The sequence below is a fragment of the Ferdinandcohnia sp. GQ5 genome (assembly GCF_059759275.1).
This window is the reverse complement of record NZ_JCAXEW010000001.1, coordinates 289,978-309,866: the sequence shown is the minus strand read 5'-3', so window position 1 is coordinate 309,866 and position 19,889 is coordinate 289,978. Positions and strand designations below refer to the sequence as shown.

Below are 19,889 nucleotides of genomic sequence, written 5' to 3'. Positions count from 1 at the left end.
AATCATCCTTTCAATATTTGATTATCCATTTTTTTTGGAATTTGCACACTAAAACAAACTCCATCATTTTGTGAAAAAGTGATTGAGCCATTTAATAAGTTTTCTACATGATGTTTCACAAGGAATAATCCATAACCTAAAGTTCCTTTTGAAGAATAGCCTTTGGTGAAGATAGTTTGAACATTCTCTGCATTGACACCACTTCCATTATCTTCAACTAAAATAGTGAGATGATTATCCTTGTCCAAAAATGTAAGCTGTACTTCTCCAGATGGTGTATGTTTAACCGCATCAATAGCGTTTTGGAGTAGGTTACCGATAATAAGTGCTACACTATCAACTGGAATTTTGGGAGGTAATGTTCCAATTTTACTTCCAGGAGTAAAGGTAACTTTCACGTTTAACTCGATTGCTTGTTGGATTTTACCTAATAAAAGTCCAGAAATTTTAGGTTCTAGAATATTTCGTGTTAAAAATTCTAATAATTTTTGTTGCTGAAAATTCGTGTTGGAAATATAAGCTTTAACTTCATCATAGCGATTTAATTCTATTAATCCTGATATCGTTTGAAGTTTATTAGAAAATTCATGAGTTTTTGCCCGCAAACCATCAACATATTCATTTACACCAGTTAGATCTTCAGCTAAGCGTCTAACTTCTGAGATGTCATGAAATGTAATGATATGTCCCCAAATTTTATTCTGTTTAGAAATGGGGTAGTAGTTTGCTAATATCACCGTATCATTCACAAATAATTCCATATTTTGGTGATTAAGAGGGGATTTTAATAGTGAAAATTCATCCATAATTTCGGAAAGTTTTCTTTTATCGATGTCTTGAGGAAGGTTTAGAATCTGCTTTGCCGCTGAATTTATAAGTGTAATATTATTTTCTTGGTCGGTAGCAATTATTCCTTCGCTTAAAGATTCTAGCATTGCCTCCCTTTGGATGAAAAGCTTAGCAATCTCCTCAGGTTCATGATTATGTAAGATTTTCTTGATTTGTTTTGCAAAAATAATAGCTGCAAAAATTCCAATTGAAAACGCAATTAAAAGCGAATAAACAAGTAAATCCATATTTCTTTGTACAAAACCACTGATGTTCTTTTGAGAGTATCCAATTGCTAGGATTCCTAGTTGTTGATTTGTATCAGGGTCGATAACGGGGACCCAAGTTCGTAAGGTAGGCCCAGATATTCCGTTTGCATAAGAATAATAGGCTTGACCAGAAAGAGCTCTTTTTATATCATTACCGGTTACATGAAAGCCAATTAAGGATGAGTCTGGATGGGTATATCGAACACCATCCTGATTCACTAGTACAAAAAAAAGTTCTTTATCTGATTCATTCAAATAGTCTTCATAGACTTCTTGGAGATCAACCCTTTTATCTGATTCTTTTAAAGCTTCATGTACTGCGGGCATCTTAGAAATAAGATGGGTAATTTCAAGAGCGTTTTCACCAACTGTCTCTTCAATCGATTTTGACAGAATAATGTAAGATAAATAGCCGGAAACAATTAAGACAATAGCAATGACAGAAGTGGAAAACAAAATAATTTTAGCTTTCAGGGGAATCCGTTCAAAAACTTTTGGAAACAAATTTGACTCACTTCCTTTAGCATACAAATAACGAGAGAAAAGTCTGAATTTAAAGAAAATAATATATTTATAGTTAAAATGATAACATGTATTCCTTTTGTGTCAATAAATAGTTCATTCATTGTAGGGAGGAAGTATGATGGAAACAAAAACATGTGATTTAGTCCGTAGAATTGGTGATGATGGCCAGCTATTACAAAACAAGACTCTGAATCTATCAGAATATGAATTACGTGGGCTTTATAAAAAAATGCTAATGGCCAGATTATATGACGAACGGGCATTTCGTTTACAAAGGCAAGGAAGAATAGGAACTTACCCTCCGTATAGTGGGCAAGAAGCTGCCCAAGTAGGTAGTGCTTTTGCCCTTGAAAAGGGAGATTGGTTGTTTCCTTATGGAAGAGACTTAGCAGCTTGTTTTACTTTTGGCAAGGACATGAAAACTGCCTTGCTTTATGCAATGGGCCACAAAGACGGAAGTCTCGTTCCAGACGACGTAAATATTTTTCCATTAGCGATTATGATTCCTCCTCAAATTCCTCAGGCTGTAGGTGCTGCTTGGGCAAGTAAATTAAAGGGAGAAGATCGAGTAGCCTTAACGACATTTGGAGACGGTGCTACCTCGAAAGGGGACTTTCATGAAGGTCTTAATATGGCTGCTGTATTAAAAGTACCAGCTGTATTCCTTTGTCAAAATAATAAATGGGCCATCAGTGTTCCAATTGAAAAACAAATGGCAACTGAGACCATATCCCAAAAAGCATTCGCTTACGGTATGCCAGGGGTTCGAGTAGATGGGAATGATGTATTAGCAGTCTATGAAGTTACGAAAGAAGCGATTATGCGTGCGCGAAATGGAGAAGGGCCAACGTTAATTGAAGCGGTTACATACCGAGTTGGACCACACACAACATCAGATGATCCAACTAGATACCGTGAAGATACAATTGCCCAAGAATGGAAATCAAAAAGAGATCCGGTATTTTTATTTAAAAACTTTCTCCTTAAACAAGGACTTTGGACTGAGGAAGAGGACGCTGAAACAGCAGAAAGAATGAAGAATGAGATAAATGAAGCTGTAAAAGAAGCTGAAAGCACAGCAAAAACGAAACTTTCAGATATCTTTGATCATGTTTATGAAACTCCAACCACTGACTTGATTTTACAAAAAGAAGAAATAAGTAGTGAGCAATTTATTACTAAATAAGGGGGTTACAACAATGCCGGTCAAAACAATCGTTCAGTCTGTAAACGAAGCAATGGAGATAGCTCTAGAACAAGATCCGAGCGTTATGGTAATGGGACTTGATGTAGGAACAAATGGAGGTGTGTTCAGAGCAACCGAACAGCTTCAAGAAAAGTTCGGAGAGCATAGGGTTGTAGATACACCACTCGCAGAATCTGGTATTGTCGGCTCAGCAATTGGCCTTGCTGCAAATGGAATGAAACCAATTGTCGAGCTACAGTTTATGGGGTTTATTTATTCAGCAATGGACCAACTTTGTTCGCAAGCAGCGAGAGTAAGATTCCGTACCGGTGGAAGGTTTACTGCTCCAATGGTCATCAGAGGACCCTTTGGAGGCGGAGTTCATGCATTAGAACTTCATTGTGATAGCTATGAATCTTTCTTTACACATACGCCTGGTTTGAAAGTGGTTATTCCAAGTAGTCCATATGATGCAAAAGGATTGTTATTAGCAGCAATCCAAGACCCCGACCCTGTTGTCTTTTTTGAACCAATGAAAATATATCGTTCTGTAAAAGAAGAGGTTCCTGATGAAGCATATACGATTCCTCTTGGGAAAGCCAAAATTGTAAAAGAAGGAGAGGATCTTACAATTGTTAGTTGGGGAGCTCCAGTACATATCGCAAAAAAGACGGCTGAAAAATTACAAAGCGAGAAGGGGGTATCTGTTGAGGTTATTGATTTGAGAACTTTGGTCCCTTTTGATACAGAAACAGTTATTAACTCAGTGCGGAAAACCGGTAGAGTCATTGTCATGCATGAAGCGGTTAAAACAAGTGGTTTTGGGGCCGAAGTCGCCTCAAGAATTATGGAAGAAGCATTCTTGTATTTGGAGAGTCCAGTTGAAAGAGTCACAGGGTTTGATACTCCATATCCTTTTTCACAGATAGAACATGAATGGATGCCAAACGAAAATAGACTCTTACGCGCTGTTGATAAAGTATTACATTACTAATCTTTTGGAGGTGATGAAATGATTTATGAATTTAAATTACCTGATGTAGGTGAAGGAATTGCGGAGGGAGAAATTGTAAAATGGTTTGTTACAAAGGGAAAGACCATTAATGAGGATGAGCCAATTGCAGAGGTTCAAACAGATAAAGCCTTGATTGAAATTACATCACCTGTAAGTGGGAGAGTAAGGGAAATTTTCTACGAAGAAGGCGATGTTGCCGAGGTAGAATCGGTTATTATTAGCTTTGAAATTCAAGATAAGCAGGCATCATTGGAAACTATCAATGAATCGGTTAATGAACAGGAAACAGGACGATTTGAAAATAAAGATGAAAAGCTATCATCCAAAATGGGCAAAAGACGAGTAATCGCAACCCCAACCGTTAGAAGAATTGCCCGTGAACTAAATGTGGATCTATTACAAGTTGTTCCATCCGGGAAAAACGGCAGGGTCCTCGCTGAAGATGTTCATAAGTATAAGGAAGAAAAAAAGCAAGTAAAGCCAACGAAGGAAAAAGTTTTTAAGCAGGAAAGGGAAGCAAGTTTTGAAAATAATCTAATCCAAACAGGAGAAGAGGTAGTAGAAAGAGTTCCACTAAGAGGTTTGCGACGAAGTATTTCAAAGAAAATGACACAATCTTCACAAATCGCTGCCCAGTCTACAATTTTAGAAGAAGTAGATGTCAGTAAGCTTGTTACACTGCGCAAGGAAATGTCCATAAAAGCGAAAGAAACAGGGGTTCATCTCACATACTTGCCGTTTATCATAAAAGCAGCTATTTCAGGACTAAAGGAATTCCCTTATCTAAATGCTTCAATCGATGATAAGAAAGAAGAAATCATATTAAAAAAGTATTTTAATATTGGGGTTGCGACCGATACACCAAATGGACTCATTGTTCCAGTCATTAAACAAGCTGACCAAAAGAGCATGTTAGCACTTGCAAGTGAAATTACAAATTTAGCTGAGAAAGCACGAAACAATGCTTTATCAATGGAACAGTTGAAGGGTGGAACCTTTACAATCACAAATATTGGTTCAACCGGTGTTGGACTCTTCGGTACACCAATCATTAACTATCCTGAGGCAGCCATCCTTGGAATACATCGTATTCAGAAAAAGCCAATCGTTACAGAAGACGAAGAAATTGTTATTCGTGACATCATGGGGATTAGCCTGAGTTTTGACCATCGATTAATTGATGGGGCAATGGCTTCATACTTTTTAAAGCATTTCATAAGCTATTTAGAAAATCCAAATCTACTATTTATGGAATTGGTGTAAAGGGACGTTATCCAGTACTATTTTTCAATATGAAAGGTGTTGAAAGAATTGAAGGTAAGTATTTTAGGAGGCGCAGGTACTCTAGGAGCAACAACAGCATTTGTACTAGCTCAACAAAACCTTGTCGATGAAATTAGCTTGATTGACCTGAAAGAAAACATTGCTGCAAGTCACAAAATGGATATGGAGCAGGCAGCAGCTGAATTTTCATCTGTAGAGATTACAAGTGGTGATTTTTCATTGCTACAAGCTTCTGACATTATCATCAATACAGTGGGAATACCCGAAAAACAAGTGCAATCACGGATGGACTATTTGGAGGGTAATTATAAAATTATCCAACAAATTTCTAGTCATATTAATCAATACACAAAGAATCCGATTATCATTTCAGCAACTAATCCCTTAGATATTATTCACACGCTATTACAGGACTTAGTTGCAATTCCCCAAAAAAGAATGATAGGTTTCTCTTTAAATGATACATTCCGTTTCCGTTGGGCACTATCAAAAGTTTTACAGGAGCCAATTGAGAACATAGAAGCCTTTGTGTTTGGTGAACATGGGGAAGATCAAATTCCAATTTTTAGTCGTATTTATATTAATCAAAAACAAATTCAGCTGGCAGAAGAACAAAAACAACTCGTCATTCAAATAATAAGAAATTGGTTTTCTGACTATCAATCCCTGAATTCAGGAAGAACTTCAGGGTGGCTTTCTTCTATAAATCTAGTAAAGATTATTAAAGCAATCGTTGAAGATACAAAAGAAATTATTCCTTCGTCAGTGATTGGGAAGGATGGAATTTCAATTGGTCAAGCAGCCAGAATAGGAAAAAATGGCGTAGAAGCGATTGAAGAAATTCCTCTTACATTGGAAGAGACCGAAGAATTTAATAGAGTTAAACAAAAAATAAATGAGCAAGTCAAACTGATACACGAAGGAATTACCTTACACAAATCATAACGCCTTTTAAAAACTAACCGGTAAAAAAAGGGAGACTGTAATTAATTACAGATTCCCTTTTTTCGTTAACCCATTCCTCAAAACCGCTAAAACAATGCTTGGTTTCATCAAAATCGTCATTGGATGTTTTAAGTTCATCACTTTTATAAAAGAATCATAAATCTGGATGTCTTTAGCTGATAAAAGAAATACCTGCCGGGCATACCATTGGAGAATGGGGAGTCCAACAGGTTTTTTACCGGTTGTTTCCTGGTAGCGAAAATCCTCTGTAAGCACCATGTTCCATATCGGAGCAATGATTTGAGATGCCTTTTTATGAAAATCACGAGCTACATTTTCCAACGATTGATTTTGTAAAGTTTCTTCTAAAGCAAGTGCTTCTAACACAGCAATGCTCATTCCTTGACCAAAAAAGGGATCAATTCTACATATTGTATCGCCAATCATGATAAGACCAGCTGGAAAGTTGTTGATTTTCTCAACTTTTCTCCATGAGATTTCTGGAACGCGAAAAACAGAAATACTGGTAAGAGGCTTGGCAGTTTGTAATGTCTGATAGATATCATTCTCCTGTAACCTTTTTGCTAGGTGTAATAAATTATTTCCTTTAATAGCCTCTTTGTCATTAATACAGCCATGGTATCCTATGAATGTAACCAAATATCGATTCCCCTCAACCTTTGAAATGGAACCGGCTAGTTTTTCGTGAGGTGGGTTAGGGTAAAGAAGCTTGATCGTCCAATCCTGGTTATCATTTTCAGGCAATTCCACAATTTGACTAACGTAGGTTAAATCAATTTTCACTTTTTCTAGCGGGGTTTGTATGCCTTGATCATTCAACCATCGATATGTGAAACTACTTGCACCACTCGCGTCCACAATCAAATCAGCATTTATCACACTGCCGTCTTTTAACACAACGCCAATCATTCGATGGGTTCCCTCGTCATATACATATTCTTTAACAGTTTGCTTGTATTTGATTGTTATGTTACTAAACTCTTTTATGGATTGGTTTATATGCCATTCCAAGTGCGGTCTGGTTTGAAGTGTGGTTGTGTAACCACCATCATAGCGCTGCTTCCAAACTCCGTGGTGATGCCAAGCAAGGTCTTTTGTTGAATTAATCTTCACGGCTCCTGTTGAATAAAACTTTTCAGTGATTCCAGGAAAAAGCTTCTCAAGTCCTTGTTCACCGGCATGTAACAATGCATGAATATGATTCCCTTGCGGCGCTCCTTTTCTTGGGATGGGTGAAGTAGCTTCAGCATCACGCTCTATAATAATCACTTCTCGAAAAGAATCAGAAAGAACGCGCGCTGCTAATTTTCCCGCAATTCCTCCGCCAATTATGATAACTTTATCCTTATGCTGCAATAAAAACACTCCTAATTACTTTCATATATTAATATTTTAAATTGCCTTTGACAAAAAAGGTACATAATATACAAAAATGAATTAAAATTTATCTATTCATCAGGCTCATATGTTATCTTATTGATATCGCATTAAAGGAAGTGAATAAATGCAAACATTAAACCGAGCGATTCATTTTAACAGGGTTAATTTTCATGCGGATGAAAAACATATTTTAAAAAATATTACGGGATCCTTTTATGAGGGGACGATTACTTCATTAGTTGGACCTTCCGGAGCGGGGAAATCAACACTCTTAAAGCTTTGTAATGGTCTTTTGTCACCAAATTCAGGTGAGATATACATAAAGGAAAAAGACATCCAAACATATGAACCAGTTGAATTACGTCGTGCAGTTGGAATTGGCCTGCAAAATGCTCCTATGGTAAATGGAACTGTTTATCATAATCTTGCTTTACCAATGACACTTCAAGACAAGGAATTAGAAGAAAAAACAGCCAAGGATTTATTAGAAGATGTTGGGTTAGAAGAGGAATACCTAAATCGAGATGTCCGTGATTTGTCAGGTGGACAACGACAAAAGGTATCCATTGCACGTACGCTTGTCAACCATCCGCAAATTTTGCTATTGGATGAAATAACATCCGCACTCGATCGAATTTCGAAACATGAAGTTGAGGAACTCATCGTAAAAATCAACCAGAAGTACAATGTAACCATCATCTGGATTACCCATAACCTCCAACAAGCCATTGAAATTGGCAATTATGTATGGGTTATGATGGAAGGGGAAGTTATTGAAACAGGTGAGAGTACATTGTTGAAATCTCCGAATCATGAAAAAGTAAAACAATTTGTGAAGGGGGAGATGGATTGAGTACACTTGCTTTAGCAATAGCCCTAATTTTTGTACTTATCCCAATTTTTTTATCAAAAACATTTAATCTAGGATTGGAAAAAGACACGACCATTGCAGTTGTCCGTTCAATCATACAATTATTTGCTGTCGGCTATATTTTAAAATTTGTCTTCGATACAGAGAGTCTCATTTATATTTTTCTAATGGTCATTGTCATGATTGTTGCAGCTACTCAAAATGCGAGGAAAAAAGGCAGGGCCATCAAAGGGATCACCTGGAAAATCGCTGCTACCTTAATTTTTATGGAGGTGTTAACTCAAGCAATTTTACTTGGATTCCAGATTACACCTGCAACAGCCCAATATATCATTCCAATCAGTGGAATGGTTGTTGGTAACTCAATGGTTCTTGCCATTCTATTTTTAAATCGATTTACGTCGGAGGTTGACAGCCATCAGGAGCAAACCGAACTTATCCTATCCTTAGGCGGGACACCAAAACAAGCAATCCATACACAACTGATTACGTCGATCAAGGCAAGTATGATTCCTACCATTGAAAGTCAAAAAACAATCGGACTTGTTCAACTACCGGGTATGATGAGTGGTCAAATCATCGCTGGCGCAAATCCCATTCAAGCAGTTCAATTTCAATTACTCGTGCTCTTTTTACTCCTAACCACAGCAGCTGTAACAAGCATTATGCTCGGATTTTTATCGTATCCAACATTATTTAACCAACGTATGCAATTTTTGAAGATGAGGTAATAATGGATAAAATCAAAAATGCCTGAACCTCATAAGGGTTCAGGCATTTTTTCTATAGTGAACAGGAACTTCACTAGTTCCCTAACTTATTTTCGAATTCATAAAACCAAATTAATGTTTAAATACGTGCCGACCAATTTTAACAGCAGTTGTTCTTGAATCTAACCAACGATTTGTGGCAATTGCTGGGTTATAGAAGAACAATGCGTCTTTCGCAATATTTCGCATTTCAGTGAGTGCTGCGCGCACTGCTTTTATCGACTCTTCATCTGCAGGTTTATTAATTTGACCATTTCGTACAGGTTGGAACTGGCCACGCTGATAAATTACATCTCGAATCGTATCAGGGAATTTCTTACTTTCTACACGATTTAACACAACTGCTGCAACAGCTACCTTTCCTTCAAAAGGTTCTGCTTGAGCCTCAGCTCGTACAATCCTTGCTAACAAATCTAGTTCTTCTGAAGAAAAATTGTAATTTGTAGAAACACTTTTAACTTCAGTAACTACTTTCTCTGCTTTTACCGTTTCCTGTTTAACTTCTTGCTTAGCTGCTGCAACTTCCTGTTTCTTTTCAATGTGCATACCTTCAAATAATTTAGGTGAGTTATCATCTACTTCTGCATTTATATGTTGACCTACGACAATCAGGTCTAAATCTTCTACTTGCGGGTTCATCACTGCTAATTCTTCTAAAGTCATACCATGTTTATGTGCGATTTCTGACATCGTGTCGCCTTTTTGTACAGTATACGCAAACGCTTGATCTGCAAAAAATAGAGATGCTATAAAAATCGCTAGTCCAAATAGTATTTTTTTCATAGTGATAGTCCTCCTAGTTAATTTAAGTACTGGGTAACTCTCTATGACTCATTTCTATGAAAAAAATAAATAGATTAGTATTACAGTTTCTTTACAGGTAAATTACAACCTGTCTATCTTCCAAAAACTAGTAAATAAAAACGGTTCCCTTCTAAAAAAAAGAGAACCGTCCACAACTCACTGTTGGCTCCTTTGAACGTATCCTTCAACACTATTGATGTGTTGCACCATGAGGTCGCTAGCTCGTTCTGCATTCCGTTCCTTCATCGCTGTAAAGATTGCTTTATGGTAATTAAGAGACTCGTTCATTACCCCATATACAGTCACTCCACTTTCCTGAGCGTGCTTCACTAAATTATTTATCGATTCATACAGGTTGAATAAAACAAGGTTTTTCGATGCTTTCGCAATCTTTTTATGGAATAGCAAGTTCGAACGAACATATTCTGTTTGATTGTTTTCACGAATGGAAAGTTCCAAATCAACAATGGTTTGCTCGATTTCATCAAAGTCTTTAGAATTTGCCCTCGTTGTTGCCAGGTATGTTAATTCTTTTTCTAAAAATCTACGGGCTTCAAAAATATCTTGCCATTGGGCTGAGGAAAAATAGAGTTGGAACATGAGGGAGTCAGAGAAAAACTTATCATGGTTACCTGTGATAATCGTACCTTTCTGTGTCTTTTCAATTAAACCTTGCGCCTCCAAAACCTTCAGTGCTTCCCTTAGTGAAGGCCTACCCACACCAAATAAATTCATTAGTTCTCGCTCTGGGGGAAGTTTATCTCCTTCATTAAGTTTACCTTGGAGAACAAGGTCCTTAATTTGGTTAACAATACTATCTGTAACATTCATACGTTTCACTGGTTCAATCATTTTTCTATCACCTTTCATATCGATTGCAATAATGGTAAATTTTCTCTAGATTACTAGAAAACACCCCCCTTATAAAATAAGAAGGGGGGATGAGGAGAAGTATTTTGTTTATTTGGCAATCTCCCCATTTAAGGTGTGAGTCTTGTTGAGCCGCATTTTAAATAAATATGCACCCACAACCATGACTAGAATAGCTGTTATCAAACCGATCACAATATTTTGTGTAAATCCTAGGACGATGAATCCAAAGATAGAAGAAACACTGGAAAGCATTGCATATGGGAGCTGTGTCACCATATGATCGATAGGGTGGACCGAGCTTCCAATCGATGCAAGAATCGTTGTATCAGATAAAGGAGAAGTATGCTCTCCAAATACAGTTCCTGCTAACACGGCACCAATGACCGGAATTAGGAAAGTAACATCAATTGTTGCTACGATCTCGGCACCGATTGGAATCATAAGACCAGCTGTACCGAGCGTACTTCCAATTGAATAAGAAATAAAAGCTGCGAAAACAAAGAAGATAACAGGTAACCAAGCAAGTTGTAGATTTCCATCAATTAATGTTGCAAGATAATTTCCAACTCCTAAGGAAGAGATGACTTTAGCTGTAACTAATGCAAGGAAAAGAATAATAACGCTTGGCAATGTTGTTTTAATACCAGCGAACGTAGAAATCTTTAAATGTTCGCCAGAGGTTTTTTTCATTAGCAATCTTGTTAAAATAACAAGGTCGGCTGCAATCGCACCATATACCAAGGAAAGAATAATGTCTGTATTAATTAACACATCAAAAGCTGTGATTGGTCCTTCGGCACTTGAGCGTCCAATCAAAATAGCAGAAATCACAGTTACAATAATTAAAGTTAAAACAGGGAAAAGTAAATCAGCCATTTTTCCATCATTTCTTGTTGGAAGTTTCGTATCTTCGGAACCTGGTACCTTACCACGTTTTGTATCAAATAAAATATCTTCTTTAACTGCGCGTTCTTCATCGCGCCGCATTTGGCCGACATTTATTCCAAAATAAGCAACGATAAATACGAGGACGATGGTAGTAATTGTATAATAATTGGTAGGTATTGCCAACAAAAACGCTTCTAAAGCCTGATAGGAGGTAATCTCAGTGTCAGTTAGAACACCTGCGATGATTGAAGTGATAAAAGCCGCAAGTCCTGAAATGGGTATAAGTAGAGCGATTGGTGCAGAGGTTGAGTGGATTAAATAGGAAAGTTTAGAGTGCGAAACTTGGTATTTATCCGTTACGGATCTCATTACGCTACCACGAAATAGACAACTAAATGCATCATCAAACCATGTAAAAAACCCGATTAACATTGTCGCCATTTGAGCTTGAACTCTCGTTTTGGCAACTTTTACTCCCCATTCGGAGAAAGCATAAATGCCACCTGATAGATAGAGAAGGGAGGAGAGTATGCCTATTAACACAACGAACAACAAGACTTTGCCGTCACCTATTAGTACATCGGCCATAATGTGGTAAACGTTCACAAAACTATCAATGATATTCCATTGATTATAATGCAGTGCACCAATTGCGATTCCAATACCTAATGCCAAAAATAATCTCTTTGTAATTAGAATAATAGCAATCGTAACAATCGGTGGAATCAGTGAAAATATAGTACCTTCCATTTGGTCGCCCCCTTTAAAATATCCCACAGTTGCAATCGCTTACAATTGTTATGAAAAATCATTCGTGACCGGTAATCATAATGGGGTAAATTCAAGCAGAAGCCCACAAATCTAGTCACGAATGAATGTGCGAAAAAGGTTACTCCGCAATCCTATTGACTAATTTACCTAGCCCTTCAACCTCACAGACCATTATATCGCCAGGCTTTAACCAAATTTTTTCCTTCATGCCTAAAATTACGCCTTCTGGTGTTCCTGTAAAAATCACATCACCTGGTTCAAGGGTCATTGTTTGAGATAAATCACTGATCATTTCAGCTATCGGGAAAATCATTAGCTCTGTATTTGAGTTTTGGCGTAATTCTCCATTTACCCAACATTTCAATTCTAAATTTTGAGGATTTGAAACTTCTTCAGCTGTTACAAGATAAGGTCCAATTGGAGCAAACTGGTCAATCGCTTTACCATATGTCCATTGGTTGGTCCTTGTTTGAAGATCCCGTGCAGAGATATCATTTCCTGTCGCATATCCAAAAACATAATCAAGCGCTTCCCCTTGTGAGATATTTTTTGCTTGTTTACCCATCACCACAACCAACTCAACCTCGTAGTCTACTTGCTTCGTTGCAGGGGGTGGTACAATATCCTCGTTATGTGCGGCAAGACTATTTTGATATTTAGAGAAATAAATTGGGTAATCCGGAACTGTAAAGTTTGCTTCTTCAACATGAGCACGATAATTTGCACCGGAACAAATGATTTTATTTGGCGTTTGTACAGCTGGTGCATATGTAATACTAGTTTCGTCTAAGAAATCATTTGCTACCGATACAATCTGCTGAAGTTGTTCTTTTGCAGGCTGGCCATTTAAAATCACTTCATTGATTGAAGCAGGGGCAATCAAACCTGCTTTTTCAGCAGTATCCCGCACATCAATTATGCCGCTATCTGTCTTAATACCTAAACGAACACCATCTGAAGCTCGAAACGAAAGTAATTTCATACACGTCACCATCCTGGTTAATTTTAAAACACATGCTGTACCTAGATGCATGGTCTTACCATAGAATATTGTACAAATTATCTTTTTAGAACATTAACAAAACGATTTAATCAAAAAAAGACGGCACCTAAATTACAAGGAACCGTCTATCATTCTCTTATCTTTTATTTTTTTCAAATTCTGTTTTTATTGATTCCAGTAATTCTGGGTTTGATAGAATTTTATATCCTGTTACTGCCATTGTTTTCGCACCAAGAATCATAGTTTCTTTACCTTGATTGCTTAAAGCTGCTTCTCGAAAACCGTGTGTGTGACAAGCAAAAGGCTCATCACAAATTTTTACATATGGATGAATAGAAGGGGCAACTTGACTGACATTCCCCATATCCAATGACCCAGTGCCCTCTGACCGTTCGTTGATCTCCTCAGGATTAACGCCTAATTCAATTAACGTATCATTAAAGACATTTGAGAGTTCTTCATTTGTAATCATGTCATCGTAAGAGAACTCATAATTTGACCATTCCATTGTAGCTCCTGTTTGAAGGGCAGCACCTTCTGCACATTTTTTCACCTTTTCTACCAGTTCATTTAAATAGGCACGTGAGGAAGCACGGACATAAAATTGTGCAACAGCATAATCTGGAACGATATTTGCAGCTTTTCCACCTTCTGGAATGACTCCATGGATGCGTGCGTCTGGTGTAATATGCTGTCTTAACGCATTAATGCTGTTGAACGTTTGAATCACAGCATCAAGCGCATTTATGCCTTCATGAGGGCTTGCGGCAGCATGTGCCGCTTTTCCGAAAAATTCAAATTGGATTGCGTCCATTGCAAGGGAAGCACCACTTTTTTCGTATTGGCTAAGTGGGTGAACCATCATCGCGACGTCAAGGTGGTCAAAAATACCTTGCTCCGCCATCGTTACTTTTCCGCCCTTCGTCTCTTCAGCTGGAGTACCATATACAACTACTTTTCCCCCAGTTTCAGAAAGGACCTTTGATAATCCAATTCCAGCTGCAATTCCCATTGTCCCGATTAGATTATGACCGCATGCATGTCCCAAATCAGGGAGAGCGTCATACTCAGACATAATTCCGATCGTCGCACCAGGTTTACCACTATCAAATGTAGCTTCAAACGCAGTAGGGAGGCCAGCTGTTCCTATTTCTACATTAAAATCATGTTTCTTTAGTTCATCCGTTAAAATTTTACAAGCTTTGAATTCTTCATGACCAAGCTCTGGATTGGCACCAATATATGCACTAATTTCATAAAAACGATCTTTGTTTTCTTCGATAGCTTTAAGTATTTCTGCTTTCATAATGACCCTGCTTTCTGATTATAGGTTTCTATTGGGTAATTATAAAACATCCTGTATAAAAATTCAATTAAACTCTTTGTCTACTATACTATTTTTAAATAATAAAAAAAGAAATAATAAAAAGTCCCAAAAAATAGGCACTCGCACATACAGTACAACCCATAGGCTCATATCTTAACAGTGTAAGAAAAAGAAAGGGAGATGACACTATGCATTACGGATATCATGATCACTGCGGACATGGATATGGATATGGTGGATTTGGATATAACAACAGCTTTGTATTAATCGTTGTACTATTTATCTTGTTAATAATTGTCGGAGCTTCTTACGTACGATAAAAAATATACAGAGCTAAAGAGAAGGTTCCTTTCACAACTAGTGAAAGGAGCTTTTTTTTGTTATTGGGTTAAAAAGAGGTAAGGATGGTGGTTTATCATAAAAATATTATGTAAAGTTATTTTTGTTTAACCATAATTACATTATGTAAACTTACTTTTTTTGAATAGAATCCTCTATTATAAACAAAAGATAAAAGGTATATGTCTTATACGAGGTGAAAGTATGTCTGTACAATATGATGTTACAATTATCGGTGGAGGTATTGCTGGTCTACAGGCAGCAATCCAACTTGGACGATATAAACATAAAATAACAGTGATTGATTCAAATGACGGACGTTCCACCATTTGCAGGTCTTACCATAATATTTTAGGCTGGCCAGACGGTGTGAGTGGACAAACTTTAAGAAAACTTGGAAAAATGCAGGCTGAAAAACTTGGTGTTTCTTTTATACAAAATGAAGTTACAAAGGTTGAAAAAGCGGATGGGATATTTAAGTTATATTGCCGCGGTGGAGATACCTATTTTGCTAAAAGGTTGTTACTGGCAACAGGTGTAAAGGACAATATTCCTCCCATCAAAAACATCTACAAATGCCTTGGTTTATCAATATATGTATGTCCTGATTGTGATGGATATGAAGTAGTAGACAAGCATGTAATTGTGATCGGTTCTGGAAAATCTGGTGCAAACATGGCACTCACTCTAACCTATTTTACAAAAGACATCACATTTATTAATCATGATTGGAAAAAACTTGATAGCGGATTGTTGTCAAAGTTAAAGCAAAACGGAATCACACATATCCAGGATGATACGGAGGAAGTATTGCTTGAAGAGGAATCCTCAAATTTTGTCGGTGTTCGCTTGAAAAGTGGAGAAGTCATACATGGGGACCGAGGATTTTTGGGGTTTCCAGGAAACGAAGTCCGTTCCGAACTAGCTACCCAGCTTGGCATTGAACGAACAGAAAATAAGCATATCATCGTTGATCCCAGGACAAAAAAGACAAACGTCGAGCATGTATGGGCAGCTGGAGATATAGCCGTGCACTCTGAACAAACAACGATTGCCATGGGAGACGGCATGCAAGCAGCCATTTGGATACACAAAAGCCTTTTAGAGGAAAAAACCTGCAATTAACGAAATTATCAATCCTTACATACATATGATGTAATAATAGGCTTTTATCTATTGTATCCGCTTACAAAAATAGCGTTTGTATAAGAGAAAGTTGATGAAGGGGATTCTGTGGACATTTCGTTTGGTTTTCCCCTTCATCGTGGCAATGAAGGGGATTCGCAAGGGGATTTCGTTTGGTTTTCCTCTTCATTGGGGGTATGAAGGGGATTCGCGGGGAGATTTCGTTTGGTTTTCCTCTTCATCATGGGTATGAAGGGGGTTCGTGGGGGGATTTCATTTGGTTTTCCTCTTCATCGGGGGTATGAAGAGGATTCGCGGGGAGATTTCGTTTGGTTTTCCTCTTCATCGGGGGTATGAAGGGGATTCGCGGGGAGATTTCGTTTGGGTTTCCTCTTCATCGGGGGTATGATGGGGATTCGCGGGGAGATTTCGTTTGGTTTTCCTCTTCATCGTGGCTATGAAGAGGATTCACGGGGAGTTTTCAGGTGGTTTTCCTCTTCATCTCGGTTATGAAGGACTATACGGCCAAGATCTCACATGCTAAAGTCCTTCATCAGCACTATGAAGGACCCTACGGCCAAGATCTCACATGCTAAAGTCCTTCATCAGCACTATGAAGGACCCTACGGCCAAGATCTCACATGCTAAAGTTCTTCATCAACACTATGAAGGACCCTACGGCCAAGATCTCACAATGCTAAAGTTCTTCATCAGCACTATGAAGCACCCTATAGCCAAGAGCTCACATGCTAAAGTCCTTCATCAGCACTAAGAAGGACCCTATGGCCAAGATATCACGTGTTAAAGTCCTTCATCAACCATAAAAACATAAAATTCCTAGTCCACCATCCACAGCCCAATTTTTACAACACTCAAACACAAAACACGCAGCATACCCATTACCATAATAGGACTGTAATACCATTTTTCGTGAGGAGGGGTTCGCGATGGACGCAACCCGCTTGATTAAACCTTTATTGGATAAGGAATATCCGATGATTAGCCATGGGGATGGAATCTACTTATACGACACAAATGGAAAAAGATATATCGATGGCTCATCAGGTGCCATCACGGCTAGCATCGGCCATGGCGTGAAAGAAATCATTGAAGAAATTGAAAAACAGGCTAACAAAATATCATTTGTCTACAGGTCACAGTTCACAAGTGAACCTGCAGAAAAATTGGCTAAAAAATTAAGTGACCTAGCAAAAGGCGGTGAATACTGGTCTTTTTTTGTGAACAGTGGCTCTGAGGCGACGGAAACGGCCATGAAGATTGCCATTCAGCATTGGCAAGAAAAAGGGATTAAAGGGAAAAACAAAATATTGTCACGTTGGATGAGCTACCACGGGATTACGATTGGTGCACTCTCAATGTCTGGACACACCGGAAGGAGAGCTCGCTTTGTACCATTATTAGAAGACTTTCCGACCATTCAACCACCGTATTGTTTCCGATGTCCTTTCAACGCCACTTATCCAGCTTGTAATCATATGTGTGCAACCGAGCTAGAACAAGCGATTAACAGAATTGGGGCCGATCATATTGCCGCATTTATTGCCGAGCCAATTATCGGAGCTGCGGGTGGTGCCATTGTCCCGCCTCCTGGTTATTATCAGGTGATTAAAGAAATCTGTAAAAAACACAATATCTTGTTTATTGCTGATGAGGTCATGACAGGAATTGGCCGGACCGGAAAGATGTTTGCCCTTGAACATTGGGACACACATGCTGACATCATTGCACTAGGAAAAGGTATGAGTGCGGGGTACACACCCATTGCCGCAACCCTCGTTAGTGAAAAGGTAATGGAACCAATTCAAAAAGGCTCAAAGCTAATTATGAGTGGACACACCTATAGTGCGAACCCGCAATCTACAGCTGTTGCGTTAGCAGTCGTCAGCTATCTTGAAACTCATAATCTAGTTGAAAAATCTGCGAAAAACGGAAAATATCTTAATACCAAACTAGAAGAATTGCAAAAAAAGCACCCGATTATCGGCGATGTTCGTGGAAAAGGGCTGATGTGTGGAATCGAATTCGTATCCGACATGATCACAAAGTTCCCTTTTAAAAAAGAAATCGACTTAACTTCACTGGTTGTCAGTCAAGGTCAAAACAATGGATTGTTACTATATCCGGCTGCAGCTGGCATTGAAGGGGTCGGTGGTGACGCTATTCTTGTAGCACCGCCTTTAACAATTACAACTCAACAAATTGATGAGTTAATCGAGCTCCTTGATCAAACATTTGAAGATGTTGAGGCAAAACTACAGAAAAAAGGAATCATTTCAACATAATCTGGAGGTGACCATAATTGATTGAAAATCGATACAATAAGATTTCAACTCTAGAAGATGCACTCACACATATCAATGATGGAACAACGGTAATGTTTGGGGGATTTGGTGGAATAGGAAGTCCCCCAGCGTTAATAGACGGATTGCTAGAAAAAAATGTGAAAGATTTGACGTTGATTGGAAATGACACCGGCTTTCCCAACATCGGAATTGGGAAACTTGTCAGTCGAGGACACGCGAAAAAATGTATTGTCTCCCATATTGGTTCGAATCCAGTTGCAGGTCAATTGATGACGGATGGAAAAATGGAAATCGAATTTTCACCCCAAGGCACACTTGCTGAACGAATCCGTGCAGGTGGTGTTGGTCTTGGTGGTATTTTAGTCGATGTTGGAATTGACAATGAAATCGTATCAAATGGAAAACAAATCATTCCAGTCGACGGCACAAATTATCTATTAGAAAAGCCTTTAACAGCGGACGTTTCCATTCTTTTCGCTAAAAAGGCCGATCCATTTGGAAATCTTGTCTATGATAAGAGTGCCAGAAACATGAATCCGCTTGTTGCCATGGCTGGGAAATTCACAATTGCCGAGGTTGAGGAAATTGTTCCATTAGGAGAATTAGATCCAGAAGAAATCGTAACACCCGGAATCTATGTAGACATGATTATTAAGAGCAGAGGGGTGAATTGGAAATGGGTTTGGGAGTAGATGTTCGCAATCGGATTGCAAAACGGGCTGCACAGGAAGTCAAAGATGGTATGATTGTGAACCTAGGAATTGGTATTCCTTCCCTCGTTCCAAATCACCTCCCTGAAGGGATTAATGTCATGATTCATGCTGAAAATGGCATTTTAGGGATCGGTCCAAGCCCAGAAAAAGGGTCAGAAGATGAGAATATTTGTAACGCCGCGGGCTACCCCGTAACCACCGTTACAGGTTCGTCCTATTTTGATAGTTCAATTGCCTTTGGTATGATTCGGCGGGGTTATATTGATATAACCATTCTTGGATCACTTCAGGTTAGTGAAAAAGGAGACCTAGCGAACTGGATTGTTCCAGGCAAACGTGTACCTGGGATGGGTGGTGCAATGGAGTTAGCACAAAAAGCAAAAAAAGTGATTGTTTTAATGAACCATGTCGATAAACATGGAAACTCAAAGATTGTTAAAGAGTGCAATTTGCCTTTAACCTCTAAAAGCTGTGTTAATCTTATCATTACCGATATGGCCGTGATTGAGGTAAAAGAGGATGGCCTCCATCTATTAGAAGTGATGACTCCTTTTACAATTGAAGATGTGATAAAAAATACGAGTGCCGAATTGAAGTGGGATGAAACCATTTCACAACTAACCTAAAG

Annotated in this window: 18 protein-coding genes; 11 read left to right on the top strand and 7 right to left on the bottom strand. The window is 38.3% G+C overall.

From position 1 onward, the window contains the following. Nucleotides 1-2: 2 nt before the first annotated feature. Nucleotides 3-1,601 (bottom strand): ATP-binding protein, encoded by a 1,599-nt coding sequence (locus AC6CHV_RS01470; RefSeq protein ID WP_440273694.1) that lies wholly within the window; start codon nucleotides 1,599-1,601, stop codon nucleotides 3-5. A gap of 139 nt (nucleotides 1,602-1,740) precedes the next feature. Between AC6CHV_RS01470 and pdhA the strand changes: the two genes are divergently transcribed. From pdhA to AC6CHV_RS01450, 4 genes are read left to right on the top strand one after another with little or no spacing between them, the layout of a single operon-like run. Next, on the top strand, nucleotides 1,741-2,808 hold the full coding sequence (gene pdhA / locus AC6CHV_RS01465) for a pyruvate dehydrogenase (acetyl-transferring) E1 component subunit alpha (protein ID WP_246006379.1): 1,068 nt from the start codon (nucleotides 1,741-1,743) through the stop codon (nucleotides 2,806-2,808). Between the two features lie 13 nt (nucleotides 2,809-2,821). Further along, a complete protein-coding gene (locus tag AC6CHV_RS01460; protein ID WP_440273693.1) occupies nucleotides 2,822-3,802 on the top strand; it encodes an alpha-ketoacid dehydrogenase subunit beta in 981 nt (326 codons plus the stop codon). Nucleotides 3,803-3,820: 18 nt separating this feature from the next. Beyond that, nucleotides 3,821-5,086 carry a dihydrolipoamide acetyltransferase family protein gene (locus tag AC6CHV_RS01455; protein WP_440273692.1) on the top strand — a complete coding sequence of 422 codons (1,266 nt, stop codon included), beginning with the start codon at nucleotides 3,821-3,823 and terminating at the stop codon, nucleotides 5,084-5,086. A 48-nt stretch (nucleotides 5,087-5,134) separates the two neighbouring features. After that, nucleotides 5,135-6,052, top strand: a complete 918-nt coding sequence (locus AC6CHV_RS01450) for a malate dehydrogenase (RefSeq protein WP_440273691.1) — start codon at nucleotides 5,135-5,137, stop codon at nucleotides 6,050-6,052. 45 nt (nucleotides 6,053-6,097) lie between these two features. On the opposite strand, the gene AC6CHV_RS01445 is transcribed toward AC6CHV_RS01450, so the two are convergent. Then, nucleotides 6,098-7,429 carry an NAD(P)/FAD-dependent oxidoreductase gene (locus AC6CHV_RS01445; RefSeq protein WP_440273690.1) on the bottom strand — a complete coding sequence of 444 codons (1,332 nt, stop codon included), beginning with the start codon at nucleotides 7,427-7,429 and terminating at the stop codon, nucleotides 6,098-6,100. A 148-nt stretch (nucleotides 7,430-7,577) separates the two neighbouring features. On the opposite strand from AC6CHV_RS01445, the gene AC6CHV_RS01440 reads away from it, so the two are divergent. Together AC6CHV_RS01440 and AC6CHV_RS01435 are read left to right on the top strand one after the other, a co-directional pair. After that, entirely contained in the window at nucleotides 7,578-8,306 is a 729-nt protein-coding gene (locus tag AC6CHV_RS01440; RefSeq protein WP_440273689.1) for an ABC transporter ATP-binding protein, read from the top strand. Further along, nucleotides 8,303-9,055, top strand: a complete 753-nt coding sequence (locus tag AC6CHV_RS01435; RefSeq protein WP_341331614.1) for an ABC transporter permease — start codon at nucleotides 8,303-8,305, stop codon at nucleotides 9,053-9,055. The genes AC6CHV_RS01440 and AC6CHV_RS01435 overlap by 4 nt, the downstream gene beginning before the upstream one ends. A gap of 111 nt (nucleotides 9,056-9,166) precedes the next feature. Here AC6CHV_RS01435 and AC6CHV_RS01430 read toward each other — a convergent pair whose 3' ends face one another. The 5 genes from AC6CHV_RS01430 to AC6CHV_RS01410 all read right to left on the bottom strand — a co-directional run bounded on the left by AC6CHV_RS01430 (nucleotide 9,167) and on the right by AC6CHV_RS01410 (nucleotide 14,739). Continuing rightward, on the bottom strand, nucleotides 9,167-9,877 hold the full coding sequence (locus AC6CHV_RS01430; RefSeq protein WP_341331615.1) for a cell wall hydrolase: 711 nt from the start codon (nucleotides 9,875-9,877) through the stop codon (nucleotides 9,167-9,169). A 177-nt stretch (nucleotides 9,878-10,054) separates the two neighbouring features. Beyond that, the gene (locus AC6CHV_RS01425) at nucleotides 10,055-10,750 is read right to left on the bottom strand and encodes an FCD domain-containing protein (RefSeq protein ID WP_498077949.1); all 696 of its coding nucleotides are present in this window, start codon (nucleotides 10,748-10,750) and stop codon (nucleotides 10,055-10,057) included. A gap of 108 nt (nucleotides 10,751-10,858) precedes the next feature. Beyond that, nucleotides 10,859-12,409, bottom strand: a complete 1,551-nt coding sequence (locus AC6CHV_RS01420) for a Na+/H+ antiporter NhaC family protein (RefSeq protein WP_498077948.1) — start codon at nucleotides 12,407-12,409, stop codon at nucleotides 10,859-10,861. 139 nt (nucleotides 12,410-12,548) lie between these two features. After that, entirely contained in the window at nucleotides 12,549-13,412 is an 864-nt protein-coding gene (locus AC6CHV_RS01415) for a fumarylacetoacetate hydrolase family protein (protein ID WP_498077947.1), read from the bottom strand. 157 nt (nucleotides 13,413-13,569) lie between these two features. Continuing rightward, nucleotides 13,570-14,739 (bottom strand): amidohydrolase, encoded by a 1,170-nt coding sequence (locus tag AC6CHV_RS01410; protein ID WP_498077946.1) that lies wholly within the window; start codon nucleotides 14,737-14,739, stop codon nucleotides 13,570-13,572. Nucleotides 14,740-14,948: 209 nt separating this feature from the next. Here AC6CHV_RS01410 and AC6CHV_RS01405 point away from each other — a divergent pair, with 209 nt between their 5' ends. The 5 genes from AC6CHV_RS01405 to AC6CHV_RS01385 all read left to right on the top strand — a co-directional run bounded on the left by AC6CHV_RS01405 (nucleotide 14,949) and on the right by AC6CHV_RS01385 (nucleotide 19,887). Then, a complete protein-coding gene (locus AC6CHV_RS01405; protein WP_099353023.1) occupies nucleotides 14,949-15,080 on the top strand; it encodes a YjcZ family sporulation protein in 132 nt (43 codons plus the stop codon). 223 nt (nucleotides 15,081-15,303) lie between these two features. Next, nucleotides 15,304-16,224: an FAD-dependent oxidoreductase gene (locus AC6CHV_RS01400; protein WP_498077945.1), complete on the top strand. Its 921-nt coding sequence runs from the start codon at nucleotides 15,304-15,306 to the stop codon at nucleotides 16,222-16,224. 947 nt (nucleotides 16,225-17,171) lie between these two features. Next, nucleotides 17,172-18,527: an aspartate aminotransferase family protein gene (locus AC6CHV_RS01395; RefSeq protein ID WP_498077944.1), complete on the top strand. Its 1,356-nt coding sequence runs from the start codon at nucleotides 17,172-17,174 to the stop codon at nucleotides 18,525-18,527. Between the two features lie 20 nt (nucleotides 18,528-18,547). Next, nucleotides 18,548-19,240: a 3-oxoacid CoA-transferase subunit A gene (locus AC6CHV_RS01390; RefSeq protein WP_498077970.1), complete on the top strand. Its 693-nt coding sequence runs from the start codon at nucleotides 18,548-18,550 to the stop codon at nucleotides 19,238-19,240. Next, nucleotides 19,225-19,887 (top strand): 3-oxoacid CoA-transferase subunit B, encoded by a 663-nt coding sequence (locus AC6CHV_RS01385; RefSeq protein WP_498077943.1) that lies wholly within the window; start codon nucleotides 19,225-19,227, stop codon nucleotides 19,885-19,887. Before AC6CHV_RS01390 ends, AC6CHV_RS01385 begins: the two co-directional genes overlap by 16 nt. The last annotated feature ends 2 nt before the right edge of the window (nucleotides 19,888-19,889 follow it).